Annotated in this window: 9 protein-coding genes; 3 read left to right on the top strand and 6 right to left on the bottom strand. The window is 73.7% G+C overall.

Annotated elements, in window-relative coordinates; translation table 11 throughout:
• Positions 1-2: 2 nt before the first annotated feature.
• Entirely contained in the window at positions 3-635 is a 633-nt protein-coding gene (locus DB32_RS31730; RefSeq protein WP_169791620.1) for a tRNA-uridine aminocarboxypropyltransferase, read from the bottom strand.
• A 119-nt stretch (positions 636-754) separates the two neighbouring features.
• Between DB32_RS31730 and DB32_RS31725 the strand changes: the two genes are divergently transcribed.
• The gene (locus DB32_RS31725; protein ID WP_053236396.1) at positions 755-1,438 is read left to right on the top strand and encodes a hypothetical protein; all 684 of its coding nucleotides are present in this window, start codon (positions 755-757) and stop codon (positions 1,436-1,438) included.
• Between the two features lie 364 nt (positions 1,439-1,802).
• Here the strand turns inward: DB32_RS31725 and DB32_RS31720 are convergent, their stop codons facing one another.
• The 4 genes from DB32_RS31720 to DB32_RS31705 all read right to left on the bottom strand — a co-directional run bounded on the left by DB32_RS31720 (position 1,803) and on the right by DB32_RS31705 (position 11,470).
• Positions 1,803-3,623, bottom strand: coding sequence for a calcium-binding EGF-like domain-containing protein (locus DB32_RS31720; RefSeq protein ID WP_053236395.1), 1,821 nt, complete (start codon positions 3,621-3,623; stop codon positions 1,803-1,805).
• Positions 3,624-3,797: 174 nt separating this feature from the next.
• Positions 3,798-4,970: an OmpA family protein gene (locus DB32_RS31715; protein WP_053236394.1), complete on the bottom strand. Its 1,173-nt coding sequence runs from the start codon at positions 4,968-4,970 to the stop codon at positions 3,798-3,800.
• Positions 4,967-9,061 (bottom strand): MXAN_6577-like cysteine-rich protein, encoded by a 4,095-nt coding sequence (locus DB32_RS31710; RefSeq protein WP_053236393.1) that lies wholly within the window; start codon positions 9,059-9,061, stop codon positions 4,967-4,969. Before DB32_RS31710 ends, DB32_RS31715 begins: the two co-directional genes overlap by 4 nt.
• A 156-nt stretch (positions 9,062-9,217) precedes the next feature.
• A complete protein-coding gene (locus tag DB32_RS31705; RefSeq protein WP_053236392.1) occupies positions 9,218-11,470 on the bottom strand; it encodes a TonB-dependent receptor in 2,253 nt (750 codons plus the stop codon).
• 26 nt (positions 11,471-11,496) lie between these two features.
• On the opposite strand from DB32_RS31705, the gene DB32_RS31700 reads away from it, so the two are divergent.
• Entirely contained in the window at positions 11,497-14,130 is a 2,634-nt protein-coding gene (locus tag DB32_RS31700) for a hypothetical protein (RefSeq protein ID WP_053236391.1), read from the top strand.
• A 108-nt stretch (positions 14,131-14,238) separates the two neighbouring features.
• Positions 14,239-15,627: a DUF748 domain-containing protein gene (locus tag DB32_RS31695; protein WP_157069615.1), complete on the top strand. Its 1,389-nt coding sequence runs from the start codon at positions 14,239-14,241 to the stop codon at positions 15,625-15,627.
• Here DB32_RS31695 and DB32_RS31690 read toward each other — a convergent pair whose 3' ends face one another.
• A complete protein-coding gene (locus DB32_RS31690) occupies positions 15,628-16,965 on the bottom strand; it encodes a TFIIB-type zinc ribbon-containing protein (protein WP_053236389.1) in 1,338 nt (445 codons plus the stop codon).
• Between the last annotated feature and the right edge of the window lie 35 nt (positions 16,966-17,000).

Raw genomic sequence — 17,000 nt, 5'->3', positions numbered from 1 at the left:
GATCAGCGCGTCTGCTGATCGCGGTAGCGCTGCACCATCGTGCGCATCAGGCGGCGCAGCTGATCGCGCGTCGTCTCCGGCTCGCCCAGCGCGGGGAGCACGTCGGCGACCGCCTCGAGCGTCGAGACGTACTCGCGGCGCGGCTCCTTGCGCGCGCGCCCGTAGATCGACGGCTCGCGCGGGCGCAGCACCACGCGCGAGAGCTTGAGCAGCCAGGGGTTGCGCCACCACAGCGCCTTCGCCTGGCTCCACGTTCCGTCGAGCACGACGATGCCCTCGAGCGCCGGCGCGTCGGCGTCGCGCTCGCGTCCCTTGCGATCGAGCACGAGCACCGGTCGCTCGCGCGCCTCCGCGGACACGGTGGGATCGATCTTGGTGGGATACACCACGGCCCAGCGCGTCGGGTCCGCGTCCTCGCGATCGAGCGCGTGCGCGAGCGATGCCCACGAGAGCCCGGTGCGCACCTCGCACGACGGCAGCGACGCGGCGAGGAGCGGCGCGGTGCCGAGGATCGCGTCGTCCTCCTGCGGGTGCCGGAGCACGAGCACGCGCAGCGTCGTCGGGAGGGACACCACACGATCGCAGACGCAGATCGCGCGCGGCTTGCCGCACTTCTCGCAATGCTCTTCGGACACGGGGCGCGCAGTGTGACCCGATCCGCCGGCGACGTCCGCCGCGTTGACAGCTCGCATCGCACGCGTGATCGTCCGCGCTCGCGCAGGGCAGGGGGCTCTGCGCGCGAGAGGGGGCTCTCATGAGCGTGCAATGGAAGTCGCGCCGGCTCGCGCCGCGCGCGCTGAAGGTCCTCGAGCGACACAAGGGCTCGAGCCCAGCGGTCGCCGTGTTCGAGGCGCCGCTCGGCACCGCCGCGCGTGCGTTCGTCGCGGCGTATACCGAAGCGGGCGCCTACAAGGCGCGGTGGCGCGTCGAGATGGACGAGGGGCGCGGCTCGATGCTCGCGCTGAAGAAGGAGATCGACGTGTGGAAGCCGCACGTCGCGCGCGAGCGCCCCGGCTTCGACCTCGCGGGCATCGGAGACAAGCCGACGGTGCCGGAGGATCTGATCGAGGACGCACAGGCGCTCGCGGACGAGCTGCGCGAGGTGCGCGGTGCGGACGGCGCGACCGTGGCGTGGGCCGCTGCGGCTGCGACGTCGATCACCGAGAAGGCGAGCAGGGCGGAGAACGAGACCGACGAGGCTGCCGCCGCCGACGCTCGCTACAGCTCGCTGCTCTCGCAGGTGCGCGAGGCGCAGGCGGTGTTCGACGCCGAGCTCAGCCGCTTCCGCGCGACGCTGCGCTCGCTGCTCGGGAGCTCGCATCCGGACTTCCAGAAGCTCCGCGTGAGCCGCGCCTCGTCGCGCGACGGCGACGACGATCCGACGGGGCCCGCGCCTTCCGATCCCGTGACGCCCGCTCCGACGCCGCCGCGCGTCTGACTCGCGGGTGCCCGGGCCCGGGCGAGCACTCCAGCGGGTCTGAGCGCGAGGCGAGCGGCCTCGATGCACCGAACGGCGGCCCCGCGAGCGATCGCGGGGCCGCCGTTTCGTTCGTGAGGGGGCCCGATCGCCCGTGCAGCGGCCCCGATCCGTCGAGCGCCGGCCCCGATTCTCCGGGACCACTCCCCCGACGCGCCGATCGGCGGGCTCGAGGAAGTGATCGGCGGGCTCGAGAAAGTGATCGGCGGCCTCGAGGAAGTGATCGGCGGCCTCCCCAGCCCGCGCGGAGGGCACGAAAACGGCCGCGCCGGGCACGATCACGATGTTCGACGCTTCCGTGATACGTCGGAGATCGAGGCGTCGCTCAGGGGCAGGGCTCGATGGTGGGCGCGTTGCCCCCCACGCCGCCCGCCCCGGGCTCCGACGTGATCGTGCCGCCGCAGCGCTGCACGAACGAGCCGCTGTTCTGGAGCGAGCCCTGCGGAGCCCGGAACGTGAGCGCGCCGGCGAGCTCCATCGCGCCGGCGTTGAGCGCGGGGAACGACACCTCGGCGGTCGCGCCGGCGGCGATCGTGACCGCGCCGCCCCCGGCGATCCGGAACGGAGCGCTGGTCCGGAACGCGCCGCGGTTCGTGAACGTCCCGGCGCACGAGAAGCCCTGCTGCGAGTCGCCCCCGGCCTGGTTGCTCAGCGTGCCTTCGTTGACGAAGGTGCCGCCGTTCTCGAGGTCGTTGCGGTTCGCGAACGTCGCGGTCGCGGTGTTGGTGAACGTGCCGCCGTTGTTCAGCCCCGCCCACCTGACGTTCTGGACGACGAAGGTGCCGCGGTTCGTCATCGAGCCCTCGTTGATCATCGGACAGTAGAGCTCGACCTCGCCGGTGGTCGTGAGCGTCGCGCCCGCCCTGTTGGTGAAGCGGCACGCCACCTCGAGATCGAAGACCAGGCCGATCCGGCCGGAGCTCTCGAAGGTCCCGTGGTTCTCGAACAAGTGGTCCGACTGGAAGGTGCCGCGGTTGATGATCGTGCCGGTGTTCGTGGCGACCTCGGACGACGGCAGGGTCGTCACCAGGACCGCGCCCGCGGCGATCGTCAGCGTCCCCGAGTTGTGGAACGAGCACGACTGCGTCGTCGTGCAGTGCGTCGCGCCCCGGGCGATCACGAACGTCCCCGCGTTGCCGAACCGGTTGTACTGGACGGGCCCGTAGGTCGTGAACGTGGCGCCGGCGGCGTTCGAGATGGCCGCGAGGCCCGACGCACCGGCCGTGCTCACCAGCTCGCCGCGCAGCACGAAGGTGCCGGCGTTGGTGAACGTGCCGGCCACCGCAGGGTTGGGGCCGCTCACGAGCAGATGGCCGTCGATCGTGAGGTCGCCCTGGTTGACGAGCGTGCCCGCCACGCGCACCCGCGAGCAGGCGTACGTGCGGACCGTCAGCCCCGACGGGATCGTCACCGTGATGCCTGCCGGGATCACGACGATCCCCGCCGGCGACGTGGGAACGACGCCGCCTCCCCACGTGCTCGGCGCGTTCCAGGGGCCGCTCGCGGCGGCGGTGATGATCGATCCGTTGCACGAGGCCTCGCACGCGTCGCCGCCGAAGCCGTCCGCGCAGTCGCACGTGTGCTCGTCGATTCCGTCGACGCAGGTGCCCCCGTTCATGCAGAGGCTCGGGCCCGCGCAGTCGTCGACGTTCGTCTCGCAGCGCGTTCCGGTGAACCCCGGCGCGCACTCGCACGTGAAGCTCGCCGGGCCGTCGGTGCAGGTCCCGCCGTTCTGGCAAGGGCTCGGCGCGCACTCGTCGATCTCTTCCGAGCACGTCGCGCCGGTGTACCCCGGGGCGCACGAGCACTCGAACCCGCCGGCGTCGTCAGCTTCGCAGGTGCCGCCGTTCTCGCAGGGGCTCGTCGCGCAGGGATCGCCGTCCCCGCCGTCGGCCTCGTCGGTCGACGCGTCCTCGTCGGTCGACGCGTCCTCTCCGGTCGACGCGTCCTCTCCGGTCGAGGCATCCACATCGGTCGACGCATCCATCTCGATCGAGGCGTCCCGCGGCGACGCGTCACGGGGCGGGCCGCCGTCGGAGTCCGACGGATCGCCGTCGGAGCCGCATCCGGCGAGGTTCAGCGAGGTGAGGATCAGCGAGGTGAGGACGAGCAGGCGAAGGCGACTGGCGAGCTGACTCGACGGCATGAGTGATGTGTTCCTCGTGAGCGCGCGACCGGGCGAAGAAGCGCCGCCACGTGCGCCATCGGGAGAATTGCGCAGCGGCCACGGCCTCCGATATCCAGTTCGGGACGCGGCGTTATCCGCTTCTGGCGCCGCCGGTCGGTGCAGCTCGGCGCTCTCGGCCGACGGCGCGCGCGATTACTCCCGACGCAGCAGCTCGAACGTCACGCGCCGGTTCCGCGCGTGGCAGTCGGTGCTCGCCTCGTCGCGACACAGCGGCTGCGTGTCACCGTACGAGACCGCCTCGATGCGCTCCGGCGCGACGCCGCACAGCACGAGCTGCTCGGCCACCGCGCCCGCGCGCGCCGCGCCGAGCCGCGCGTTCGCCGCCGCCGTTCCCTGCTCGTCGGCGTGGCCGATCACGCGCACCCGCACCGTCGGCTCGTCGCGCAGCAACGTGCAGACCTCCGCGAGCTCGCTCGTGTAGCGCCCCGAGACGCGATCCGAGCCGACGCGGAACAGGATCTCCTGCGACAGCGGCTCGCCGCGCGCTGCCGCGGGCGGTGCGCTCGCCGGCTCGGGCGGCGGCGCCTCGTCGGGGCATCCGTCGTCGTCCTGGAAGCCGTTGCGCACCTCGGCGGCGGTCGGGCACGCATCGCTCGCGTCGTCGAGGCCGTCGTGATCCACGTCGTCCTCGGGGCAGCCGTCGGTGTCGTCGACTCCGTCGGCGTCCTCGGCGAGATCGGGGCAACGATCGGAGTCGTCGCGCAGCCCGTCGGCGTCGGTGTCGACCGGCGCGGGCGGCGCGGCCGCCGTCTGCACGTCGTCTCCGCCGCCGCCCACGTCGATGCGCGCGGTGACGCTCAGCCCGAACGAGAGCAGGTGCGCGTCGTCGGGGCGCGCCTCGCCGTCGGGCTGCACGATCTGCTGGTAGCGCACCACCGGGCCGACTCCGAGCCACTCGAGCGGGAGCAGCTCCCACCCGAGGCCGACGTCGAACACCAGCCGCACCAGATCGCCGGTGATGCCGACGCCGACGTTCGCGTCGACGAACGGACCGCCGGCGACGCGATCGATCACGAAGAAGCCGCGCGCGCCGAGCTCGAACGCGTAGAGGTTGCCGGGATCCTGCTCCGGCACCGGGAACCACGCGGTGCCGACGCCGAGCTGCAGCGCGAGCGGGCCGATCAGCTCGATGCCCGCGCGCGCGAAGCCGAGCCCGCCCCAGTCGAAGCGATCGCGGTACGAGTCGGTGAGCATCACCTGCGCCCCGCCCTCGAGCTGCAGCGTGGGCGTGACGTCGTCGGCGTGCGCGCGCGACGCGATCGAGGCGAGCAGCGCGCTCGCGAGCAGGAGGGAGCGCGTGCTCATCGCGACACCGTGAGGCGATAGGTGCGGCAGTCGGTGCCGGGCGAGACGCGGCTCACGCGGATCCACACCGCGGTCGGCCACGCGACGTTGCGCGTGGAGCAGTCGAGGTTCGCCGACGAGCACGTGTCGCGGAAGGCCCACTGGGTGAGCGGGAGCCCGCACGTGGGCCCGCCGCCGCACGCCGTGCGGACCTCGAAGCGGAAGACGCCGCCGTCGTTCACGCCGAACGTGATCGTCGGTGCGCCGCTGCCGCGCTGGCGGACGTCGGGGTTGTGCGGGAACCGCACGAGGAACCACTCGCTCTGGGCGTCGGCGGGGAGCGAGAGCGTCGGCGTCGAGACCGACGAGCCGATCGCGATGGTGCCGAGGTCGATCGGCGCCTCGCAGGTGTTCGACGTCCCGTCCTCGCACGTGCCGCCGCACGCGACCTCGCCCGGCGGGCACGAGAGGCTGCACGTCCCGGCGCTGCAGATCTGTCCCGGCCCACACGCCCGGCCGCACGCGCCGCAGCTGAGCCGATCGCTCGAGAGGTCGCGGCACACGCCGCCGCACGGCGACAGGCCGGCGCCGCACGAGGGGCTGCAGGTGCCGGCGGAGCACACGGTGCCCGCGGCGCAGGTGCGCCCGCAGGCGCCGCAGTTCGCGGCGTCGCTCGAGAGATCGCGGCAGACGCCCGAGCAGTTGAGCTGTCCCGCGGGGCAGCTCAGCGTGCACGAGCCGCCGTCGCAGACCTGGCCCGCGCCGCAGACGCGGCCGCACATCCCGCAGTTCAGGCGATCGGTCACGACGTCGCGGCAGCTGCCCGAGCACTCCGTGAGCCCGACGCCGCAGCTCACGCGACACGCCGCGCCGTCGCAGACCTGGCCCGCGGGGCACGCGCGGCCGCACATCCCGCAGTTCATGCGATCGGTCTGCAGATCGCGGCACACGCCGGAGCAGCTCGTCTGGCCGACCCCGCAGTCGACGACACACGCGCTGCCCGCGCAGATCTGGCCCGCCGGACACGCGATGCCGCATCCGCCGCAGTGCAGGCGATCGCTCGTGAGATCGCGGCACGTGCCGCCGCACCCGACCTGTCCCGCGGGGCAGCTCAGCGTGCACGTGCCGGCCATGCAGACCTCGCCGGGATCGCAGGTCACGCCGCACCCGCCGCAGTGCACGCGATCGGTCTGGAGGTCGCGGCAGACGCCGCTGCAGTTCGCGAGGCCGCCGCCGCAGCTCACGGTGCAGGCGCTCGCGGTGCAGACCTCGCCGGGCGCGCAGGGGTCGTCGCACGCGCCGCAGTGGAGGCGATCGGTCGTCAGGTCGCGGCAGCTGCCGCCGCAGTCGGTCGTGCCCGCACCGCACGTCACGACGCAGGTGCCGCCCGAGCAGACCTCGCCGGGGTCGCACGCGCTCCCGCACGCGCCGCAGTTCAGGCGATCGGTGTCGAGGTCGCGGCACGTGCCCGCGCATTCGTCGAGGCCGGCGCCGCAGCTGACGGTGCACACGCCCGACGAGCAGACCTCGCCGGGATCACACGCGACGCCGCAGCCGCCGCAGTGGAGCCGATCGCTCGCGAGGTCGCGACAGACACCGCTGCAGTTGTCGAGGCCGCCACCGCAGCTGACGGTGCACGCGCCGCCCGAGCAGACCTCGCCGGGATCGCACGCGGTGCCGCACGCTCCGCAGTTCAAGCGATCGGTCGCGAGGTCGCGGCACGTGCCGCCGCACTCGTCGAGGCCGACGCCGCAGCTGACGACGCACGCGCCGCCCGAGCACACCTCGCCCGCGTCGCAGGTGTCGCCGCAGGTCCCGCAGTGCGCGCGATCGGTCGTGAGGTCGCGGCACACGCCGCTGCACTCGGTCAGGCCCGCGCCGCAGCTGACGGTGCACACGCCCGACGAGCAGACCTCGCCGGCCGCGCACGCGTTGCCGCAGGCGCCGCAGCTCGCGCGATCGGTCGCGAGGTCGCGGCACACGCCGCTGCACTCGGTGAGGCCGCCGCCGCAGCTGACCTCGCACGCGCCCGACGAGCAGACCTCGCCGGCCGCGCACGCGTCGCCGCACGCGCCGCAGTGGAAGCGATCGGTCGTCAGATCGCGGCAGGTGCCGCCGCAGTTCGTCTGGCCCGCGCCGCACGTCACGACGCACGCGCTGCCCGAGCAGACCTCGCCCGCGTCGCACGCGTTGCCGCACGCGCCGCAGCTCGCGCGGTCGGTGGTGAGATCGCGACACACGCCGCCGCAGTCGGTGAGCCCGCCGCCGCAGCTGGTCTCGCACGTGCCGCCGCTGCAGACCTCGCCCGCCGCGCACGCGATGCCGCAGCCGCCGCAGTTCGCGCGATCGGTCGCGAGGTCGCGGCAGACGCCGCCGCACTCGGCGAGCCCGGTGCCGCAGCTCACGACGCAGGTGCCGCCGTCGCAGATCTCGCCCGAGGCGCAGTCGTTCCCGCACGCGCCGCAGTTCAGGCGATCGGTCTGCAGATCGCGGCAGACGCCGCCGCAGTTGTCGAGGCCGGCGCCGCAGCTCGTCTCGCACGTGCCCGCGACGCACGACGTCCCGGCGACGCACGGGCTCGCGCACGCGCCGCAGTGCAGCGCGTTGCTCTGCAGGTCGCGGCAGATCCCGCCGCAGTCGGTCGTGCCGCCGCCGCAGCTGAGCGTGCACATGCCCGCCGAGCAGACCTCGCCGGCGTCGCACGCATTGCCGCACGCGCCGCAGCTCGTGCGATCGCTCTGGAGATCGCGGCAGACGCCGCTGCAGTCGCTGAGACCGGCGCCGCACGACGTCGCGCAGGTGCCGCCGCTGCAGATCTCGCCCGGCGCGCAGGCGACGCCGCAGCCGCCGCAGTGGAGGCGATCGGTCGCGAGGTCGCGGCAGACGTCGCCGCAGTCGGTGAGGCCCGCGCCGCAGCTCGTCTCGCAGGTGCCCGCGGAGCAGACCTCGCCGGCCGCGCAGGTGACGCCGCACCCGCCGCAATTCGCGCGATCGGTGTCGAGGTCGCGGCAGACGCCGAGGCACTCGGTGGTGCCCGCGCCGCAGCTCGTCGCGCAGGTGCCGCCGCTGCAGATCTCGCCGGCGGCGCAGGTCACGCCGCACGCGCCGCAGCTCGCGCGATCGGTCGCGAGGTCGCGGCAGACGCCGCCGCAGTCCGTGAGGCCACCGCCGCAGCTCACCTCGCACGCGCCCGCGCTGCACACCGTGCCCGCCGGGCAGACGTTGCCGCAGGTTCCGCAGCTCGTGGGATCGGTCTGGACGTCGCGGCAGACTCCGTCGCAGTCGGTGGTGCCGGCGCCGCACGTCGTCTCGCAGCTGCCCGCGGAGCACACCTCGCCGGCGGCGCACGCCATGCCGCAGCCGCCGCAATTCGCGCGGTCGGTCGCGAGGTCGCGGCACACGCCGCTGCACTCGGTGGTCCCGGCGCCGCAGGTCGTCTCGCAGGTGCCCGCGGAGCAGACCTCGCCCGCGCCGCACGTCACGCCGCAGCCGCCGCAGTTCGCGCGGTCGGTCGCGAGGTCGCGACACACGCCGTCGCAGTTCTCGAGCCCGGCGCCGCACGTCGTCGCGCACGCGCCTCCGGTGCAGACCGTGCCCGGGTCGCACGCGGTGCCGCACGCGCCGCAGTGGAAGCGGTTCAGCGCGAGATCGACGCACGCACCGTCGCACTCGACCTGGCCCGCGGGGCACGCGATCACGCACGCGCCGGCCTCGCAGATCTCGCCGGCGCCGCACGCGGTGCCGCACGCGCCGCAGTGCGCGCGATCGGTCTGGAGATCGGCGCAGCGCTCGGTGCCGTCGGGCGCGGCGCAGCGCGCGAGGCCGGTGCCGCAGGTCAGGCTGCACGCGCCGTCGGCGCAGACGAGGCCGGGATCACACGCCGCGTCGCAGGCTCCGCAGTGCGCGAGGTCGGTGCGTGGATCGACGCAGCGGCCGCTGCACTCGAGCTGTCCGGTCGGGCACGAGAGCTCGCACGCGCCGGCGACGCAGATGGACCCGACCTGACACGCGTTGCCGCATCCGCCGCAGTGCCGCGGGTCCGCGGTGGTGTCGACGCAGTCGTCGCCGCAGCGCGCTTCCGAGGGCGCGCACGAGAGGATCGACGCGTCCATCTCGTCGCCTGGACCGCCCACGAGGGGTTGCCCGGAGCACGCCGTGAGGACGGCGGACAGGAGGACGAAGAGAAGCGCCCCAGAAAGCCGACTGCGGAGCATCGATCGAGACTACGCGCGGTCGCGTGTCGCTGTCACGTTCTCCTCTCGCGCGAATCAGAGCTGCGCTCGGATCCCGAGGCTCGGCAGGAAGATCGCGGGCGCGCTCTGCACGGCGCAGGGCGCCTCGGGGCGACCGTTCGAGTCGTAGTTGCACTCGAGCGCGATCGGCTCCTCCGAGAGCGTCACGTTCGTCCAGCCGAGCGACACGCGGAGCCGCCCCCAGCCCGCGTCCCACGCGTACGCGATCTCGGCGTCGCCTCGGAAGAACCACGGCAGTCGCTGCTCGTAGCGCAGCGCCGTCAGGCCCGTGGGCTCGATGAAGTAGCGACCCACCACGCGACCCGAGCGCACGAGCACGCGGAGCGCGATCTCGAGGCCCTCCCAGATGCGCGCGCGGCCCATCGCCTGGATGACGTGGCGCACGTCGAAGCCGGGAACGAACTCGAACCCTTCGTGGGCGCGCGCCGTCGCTTCGCTGAGCGTGTAGCTGATCCATGCGCTCACGTCGCGACCCTCGCGCCGCGCGAGCACCTCGAGGCCGAGCACCCGGGCGCGCGCCCTCGGATCGATCTGGACCTGCGTGCACCACGACTCCACGCAGATCTCGCGATCCTGCACGTAGAGGTCGGGCAGCAGCACCTGATCGAAGTAGTGGAAGAAGCCCTGCGCCTCGAGCGAGATCCCGAGCGGCAGCGTGAGCGAGACGCCCCAGTCGCTCTGGAGCGCGCGCTGGAGGCCGCGATCGACTGCGAGCTCGGCGAAGCCGGGAAGCGGCAGGAAGAGCACCGCGGGCTGGTGCGCGAGGCCCACCGCGGCGTGCACGTCGACGCCCTCCCAGGCGTGCACCACGAGCCTTGCGCGCGGCGACGGCGCGGCCTGGACCTCGCGCGCCGTGACCCACGTGTCGACGCGCGCGCCGAGCTCGAGCCGCAGCACGCCGGGGATCGGCAGGAGCGCCTCGGCGTACGCGCCGGCCGCGGTGCGGGTGCGCGCCCCGGCGTAGGCGCCCTCGGCGATCAGCGCGCCGGCGATCGCGGGATCCTCGCTGCGGCCCGAGTCGATGCGACCTCCGCTCGCGACGAGATCCGCGCCGATGCGCAGCCGCGCGAAGCCGAGCGAGAAGGCGCTCCAGAGGCGCGGGCTCGCGCTCCACACCTCGGCGCCGACCGCCTCGCCGAGCTGCGACTGGTCGTATCCGAGCCGCAGCGCCGCGCCGAACTCCGCGCCTCCGCCGAGCGCGCGCACGTGTCGCGCCTCGACGCGATGGAAGTGCAGGAGGACGTCGGACTGCTCTCCGAGCGTCTCGATGTCCGCCAGGTCCTGGCGCAGTCGGTCGTACGCGCCGATCGCGACGAGGCGCGTGTGGCCGCCGTGACCGTCGTCGAGATCGGCCGTCAGCTGGTAGTCCCAGTAGTCGAGCTCGACGCCGGGGAACGCGGCGCCGACGATCAACCCCGGGTAGCCGTAGCGACCCGACGCCTGCACCACGTGGCGGCGATCGATCGGGACCGTGATCATCCCGTTCACGTCGAGCAGGCGCAGCTCGACCTCGCCGCCGAGGTGCGGCTCGATCGGGGCCGCGGCGCCGAGCACCACGCCGCCGACGTGGCGCCCGTAGCGCGCCGGCGCGACGCCGGGCCAGAGGCGCATCTCGCCGAGGCGCGCCGCGTGGATCGTCGAGGGCCCCGCCGCGACGTGGAAGAGCGAGGGCACCGGGATGTCGTCCCAGAGCGTGATCGTCCCCGCGGGCGGCGCGCCGCGCACGTAGAGGAACGGCAACCCGCTCAGCAGTGGGACGACGCCTGGGAGCGTCTCGACCACGCGGAATGGGTCGCCTTGTAGACCGGGGAGATCGCGCACCTCCTCGGCCTCGAGGATCGTCGCGCTCGTGGGCTCGGGCGTCGCGCGGGCGAGCGCGCGGAACGAAGGCTCGATCGAAGGTGGCGTGATCTCGGGCGGCTCCACCGGCGCGACCTCGCGGGCGCGCACGTCGAGCCGCACCCTCGCGCGCGCGATCACCGCGGTGCCGCCGCGCATCGCGGGCGCGAGGCGTGATCGCGCGAGCGCGTCCTCCACCGCGGCGCGGAGCTCGGGCTCCATCACGTCCTGATCGAGGCTCGCGCGTCCGTCGCGATCGACGATCACCCGCACGTCGATCGAGGCGCCGACCTCGGCGACGCGCGGCGCGTCGAGCTCGACGGGCGCGAGCGCGATCACCGCGGGTGGCTGCACCGACTGGGCGTGCGCGGGAGCGGTCGCGGCGATCGACGCGAGCACCACGATCGCGAGCGCGCTCCTGCCGGACATCCGGCGCCGAGGCTATCATCGCGTCGATGCGGAGGCCGCTCTCGCTCGTGCTCGTCGCGCTGGCCGCGTGGGTGGTCGGCTGCGAGGCCGAGGGCTTCCGGATCCGCGATACCGGCGTGCGCATCGACCCACCAGAGTGCTTCGACCTCGGCGATTGCGACGACGGGATCGAGTGCACCTCGGACGACTGCGCGGGCCTGCGCTGCTACCACGGTCGCCCGCCCGGGTTCTGTCCCGGGAGCGCGTGCGTGCCCGACCACGGCGGGTGCGCGAGCAGCGTCGCGTGCACGAGCGATCTCGACTGCGCCGACGACGACGCGTGCACCGCGGACGAGCGCTGTGAGCTCGGCTCCTGCACCGTGCGCTACCTCGGGGATCGCGACGGCGACGGTGACCTCCAGCCCGAGTGCGGCGGTGGCGACTGCGACGACGCCGACGCGCACGTGTCGATCTACGCCGACGAGCAGTGCGACGGGCGCGACGAGGACTGCGACGGAGACGTCGACGAGAGCTCGTGCGGGCTCGGACAGTGCGTGAACGGCGCGTGCGTGTGCCCCGAGGGCACCGCGATCTGCGAGGGGGCCTGCGTCGACAACCGCACGGACGTGGAGCACTGCGGCACGTGCGGCGTGTCGTGCGCCTCGGGCGGCGTGTGCGACCAGGGCGCGTGCGCGTGCCCGATCGGGCTCGAGCTCTGCGCCGAGCAGAACGCGTGCAACACGATCGGCACGACGCCGCGCAGCTGCGGCGTGTGCCGCGTGTCGTGCGACGACGGGACCCAGTGCATCGACGGCGAGTGCATCTGCCCGGACGACTTCCTCACGTGCCGCGGGCTCTGCGTCGATCCGCGGAGCAACCGCGAGCACTGCGGCGCATGCGGCGTGTCGTGTCAGTGGTGCGAGGAGTGCGTCGAGGGCGCGTGCGTGCCGCGCGCCGACGCGACGCTGTGCGACGGCATCTGCACCCGGCTCCTGTCCGACGCGAGGAATTGCGGCGAGTGTGGCCACGCATGCGCGGCCGACGAATCGTGCAGCCGCGGCGCGTGCATCTGCTCGGGCGCCTACTGCGACGGGGTGTGCACGCCCACGCGGTCCGATCCCGCGAACTGCGGCGGGTGCGGTGTCGTCTGCCCGGCCGGCTCGCGCTGCGAGGACTCGCGATGCGGGTGCGTCGACTGCGACGTGTCCGGCGGGCGCTGCGCGGACGTGTCGTTCGACGCGGATCACTGCGGTGGCTGCGACCTCGCGTGCCCGATCGATCAGGGCTGCGTCGACGGCGTGTGCGTCGCCTCCACCTCGTGCGTCACGCGGGACGGCGGCGACTGCATCGATGCGGTGATCGATCTGCGTCCCCGTGGGGGCTCCGCCGTCTGCCGTGAGATGGCGTACGAGTGGTGCCCGCGCGCTCCGGGCATCGCCGGCGTGGTGCGGCTCGACAATCCCTACACCGTGGAGAGCGATCGCAACGTGCCGCTCGCGCTCGCCGCGGCACGTCAGGGCGTCTGCGCGACGACGCTCGGATACGTCGTGGAGCTCGACGCGTACGGTGGCGTCTCGTGGTGCTTCGACCCGCAGGGGCGCAGCGGCGGCGCCGCGATCATCGCGGGGGGCGGCGCCACCCAGCTCCTCCTCGACGCGACACAGCCCGGGCTCTCGCCGCCGTGGCTGGTGTCCACCCGCGCCACCGCGGCGTACCGCGTCGTGACCGCGAGGACCCCCGCGGACGACTGGCGTCTGATCGGCGTCACGGTGGTCGGTGAAGCCGTCGCGAGCGCCGCGCGCGGCGGGGTCATCGCGGGGACGTTCTCGGGCGCGATCTCTCCGCCTTGCTCGGGGAGCGCCGAGTGCGTCGCGCACGTCACGGCGCGCGGGGGCACCGACGGCTACGTCGCATTCACCGGGCCGGAGCCGCGTCTCGTCACCGTCGGTGGCCCATCCGACGACGCGGTGCACACCATCGTGGGCGTCGCGGACGACGTCGTGATCGCGGGCTCGTTCCGCGGCAGCTGGGACGGCCTCGTCTCGCACGGCGCGAGCGATGCGTTCGTCGCGCGCATGCGGGGCGACGGCAGTTACGTGTGGCGCGTCGCGATCGGGGGCGCGTCGGAGGACGAGGCGCTGCGCGTCGTCGAGCACCTCGGCGCAGTGATCGTCGCGGGACGCTTCTCGGGCTCGATCACCATCGGCGACCAGACGATCACCGCGCCGCGCCCGGGCGCGCTCTTCCTCGCGGCCCTCCGCGCCGACACCGGTGCGCCGAGCTGGGCGCGCGCGATCGACGCGCGTCCCTGGGACCTCGCGCGCGACGTGGACGCGATCCTCGAGAGCGCCGCGCCGCCGATCGCGCTGCCGCTCCGCCTCGGCCTCGCAGCGTCCGCGAGCGAGATCGCGATCACCGCCGACTTCACGGGCACGATTGACCTCGCAGGCACGTCGCTCACCAGCGTGGGCGCCTCCGACGTGCTCGTCGCGCGCTTCGCGAGCGATGACGGGCGCCTCCTCGCGGCGCGCGGGCTCGGCGGCGTCGGTGAGGATCACGCGGCGGACGTCGCGATCGACGACACCGGCACGGCGTGGATCGCGGCGCACCTGGGCGCGCCGATGTCGCTCGGCGCGGTGTCGATCGGCGAAGGCGCCGTGTTGATCGGCGTCCTGCCCTGACGTGGCGCACGATCGCGCGCGGGGCGCGTTGCCTCGCGAAGCTCCCTCGCGCTCTGCGGAAAGTCCCCGTTTCATGGCGTGGCATCGACGCTGCTCTGGGCCTCCCGCATGCAGGCCGACACGTCGAACCCGGAGCTGCACTTCGAGGCGGGCCGCACCGAGCGACGGGGTGCTCCAGGCCACCCGCGGCTGCGCCGCGCCGGGCGGTTCGGGGCGCGGCTCGCGACGCGCACCGGCAAGGTCATCCTCGCGCTGATCGTGCTGCTGATCGCGGCGCGCATCGCGCTGCCGTACGTCGTGGAGCACGTGCTCAACGAGCGGCTCGCGCGGCTCGAGGGCTACTACGGCCACATCGACGACGTCGACATGGCGCTCTGGCGCGGCGCGTATCGCATCGAGGGCCTGCGCATCGTGAAGACCGGCGGCGAGCAGCCCGAGCCGTTCTTCACGACGCCCGAGATCGACATCTCGGTCGAGTGGGAGGCGCTGCTCGACGGCAAGGTCGTCGCCGAGATCGTCGTCGTGCGTCCCGTCCTGAACTTCATCGTGCAGGGCGGCGGCGTGCAGGAGCAGACCGGCGAGGAGAACGACTGGCGCGCGACCGTCGACGATCTCGTCCCGCTCACGATCAACCGCTTCGTCGTGCGCGACGGCGAGGTCCACTACCGCGACTACGGCGCGAGCCCGCGGGTCGATCTGCGCGCGGATCGCATGCAGGTGCTCGCCCGCGGTCTCAGCAACGTGCGCCGCGAGGGCGAGGATCTCCCGGCGCACGTGCACCTCGAGTCGCGCGTGCAGCGCAGCGGATCGCTCGTCACCGACGTGCGGCTCGATCCGTGGCAGGAGCAGCCGACGTTCGATCTCGATCTGCGCCTGCGCGATCTGCCCGCGCGCGAGCTGAACCCGATGCTGCGCGCGTACGCGGGCGTCGACGCCGAGGGCGGGACGACGTTCCTGTACTCCGAGATCCACGCGCGCGAAGGGCGCTTCCGCGGGTACGTGAAGCCGATGGCCGAAGGGCTCTCGCTGTTCGAGCTCGGCGAGGAGGGCGACTTCTTCGACGTGCTGGGCGATGCGATCATGCAGCTCGTCGCCGAGGTCTTCGAGAACCAGGGCGAGGATCGCCTCGCGATCGAGGTGCCGGTGTCGGGCACGTTCGAGTCGCCCGAGGTCGACCCGTGGGCCGTCGTGGGCTCGGTGCTGCGCAACGCGTTCGTCGAGGCGATCCAGCACGGCCTCGCGAACCCGGGCGACTGGACGACCGCGGAAGAGGCGCGCGCGCAGCGTCGCGAGGAGCGCGAGCAGCGTCGCGAAGAAGCGCGCGAGCGTCGCGATGAGGCGCAGCAGCAGGCGCAGGAACGTCGCGAAGAAGCGCAGGAGCGCGCGGAGGAGCGTCGCGAGGAAGCGCGCGAGCGTCGCGAGGAAGCGCAGCAGCGCGCGGAGGAGCGTCGCGAAGAAGCGCGCGAGCGCGCCGAAGAGCGTCGCGAGGAAGGCTGATCAGTACGGCGCCGTGATCGCCGGGAGCTCCTTCGACGTCCGGCCCTGCGCCCACCCCAGCACGACGTTCCCGAAGAGCGTGATGCCGACGAGCACGAGCACCGAGAGCGGCACCACGATCTGCAGCGCCCACGAGACCGCCTCCTCGGCGGGCGTGCGCGCCACGTCGACCATCGGCAGCATCGTGTGCTTGCGCGCCTTGCGCTTCTTGCGCGGCCGAGGCTCCTCGACCTCGTCCTCGTCGTCGCCCCCGAGCTCGTCGGCGTCGACGGAGGTCCCGCCGTGCGCGAGGCGCTCGCGCAGCGCCGACCCGCCGCGGAACAGCATCCACCACGGCGCCGCCGCGCCCGGGCTCTTCTTCAGCGCGAGCAGGGTGCGGCTCGGAATTCGGCACTGAGTGCCACAATACGTACAGCGCGCGGCGTGCGCGCCCTCGGGCACCTCGAGCCCCGCGCCGCAGCTCGGACAGCGCACCGCGACCACCATGCCCGCGCTCGTCGCGTCGAGGCGCGCGTCGGGTCGATCGATGCGCAGATCGTCGCCGATCGCCGCGACGAGCCCGGCCGCCATGTTCTTCGCGCGCACCGGGAACCGATACTGCGCGCGATCGCCGCATCCCACGCAGCGCGTGGTCGCCTCGTCGACGCGGACCTCGACGTCGAGCGGGCAGCCACACGCCGTGCAGAGCGGCTGTCCCGGCGTCGCGGTGAGCGCGAGGTTGCGCGTCTTCATCACGCCGTTCTCGATCGACATGCCGCTCGTCTCGAGCGTCGCGTGCGCGCTGTCGTCGCCGATGTCGGCGAACGGATTTCCGCCCGGGAGCGCGACGTCGCGACCGCGCATCGAGGGCGCGGCGAGATCGCCGACCCCGTGCGCGTGCGCGAGCCCCTCGGACCACGCGTCGACGTCGAAGGCCTGTGCCGCGCCGCAGTGCCCGCACTGCACGGTGCCATCGAGATCGAGCGCGTCGAGCGGTGAGCGACGACCGCACTGCCGGCACGTGAGCTCGGTGCGGACCTGCACCCAGTACGCTCCGTCGGCGCGCGGCGGGACGGCCTCGAGCGACGTCCCGATCGCCGCGCCGCAGGTGCCGCAAGACGAGCGCTTCGTCGGTGCGATCGCTCCGCACGAGTGGCAGATCGGCATGCCGCGCCCGGCCGCGACGAAGCCCGCGCGCGCGGTGGGCATCGCGACCGCAGCGATCGCCGGTGCAGCCGCCATCGAGGGCAGCGCCGCGGCGGGCGCGACACGCGCGCCGCATCCATCGCAGAACGTCGCGAGCGAGGGCAACGCCTTCCCACAACGAGCGCACGCCACCGTGCCCGGGATCTGCTGCATCGCGCGCGATTGTACCGTGCGTGCGGCGCGATGCG

It is taken from the genome of Sandaracinus amylolyticus (genome assembly GCF_000737325.1).
Lineage (GTDB): Bacteria > Myxococcota_A > Polyangia > Polyangiales > Sandaracinaceae > Sandaracinus > Sandaracinus amylolyticus.
Note: the sequence above shows the minus strand (reverse complement) of the source record. Positions and strands in the feature narration are given on the sequence as shown.

Excerpts from the sequence above, each read along its gene's own strand:
- DB32_RS31705 (WP_053236392.1), bottom strand. The coding sequence starts at position 11,470 with ATGTCCGGCAGGAGCGCGCTCGCGATCGTGGTGCTCGCGTCGATCGCC.
- DB32_RS31690 (WP_053236389.1), bottom strand. The coding sequence starts at position 16,965 with ATGCAGCAGATCCCGGGCACGGTGGCGTGCGCTCGTTGTGGGAAGGCG.
- DB32_RS31720 (WP_053236395.1), bottom strand. The coding sequence starts at position 3,623 with ATGCCGTCGAGTCAGCTCGCCAGTCGCCTTCGCCTGCTCGTCCTCACC.
- DB32_RS31710 (WP_053236393.1), bottom strand. The coding sequence starts at position 9,061 with ATGGACGCGTCGATCCTCTCGTGCGCGCCCTCGGAAGCGCGCTGCGGC.
- DB32_RS31725 (WP_053236396.1), top strand. The coding sequence starts at position 755 with ATGAGCGTGCAATGGAAGTCGCGCCGGCTCGCGCCGCGCGCGCTGAAG.
- DB32_RS31700 (WP_053236391.1), top strand. The coding sequence starts at position 11,497 with ATGCGGAGGCCGCTCTCGCTCGTGCTCGTCGCGCTGGCCGCGTGGGTG.
- DB32_RS31695 (WP_157069615.1), top strand. The coding sequence starts at position 14,239 with ATGCAGGCCGACACGTCGAACCCGGAGCTGCACTTCGAGGCGGGCCGC.
- DB32_RS31715 (WP_053236394.1), bottom strand. The coding sequence starts at position 4,970 with ATGAGCACGCGCTCCCTCCTGCTCGCGAGCGCGCTGCTCGCCTCGATC.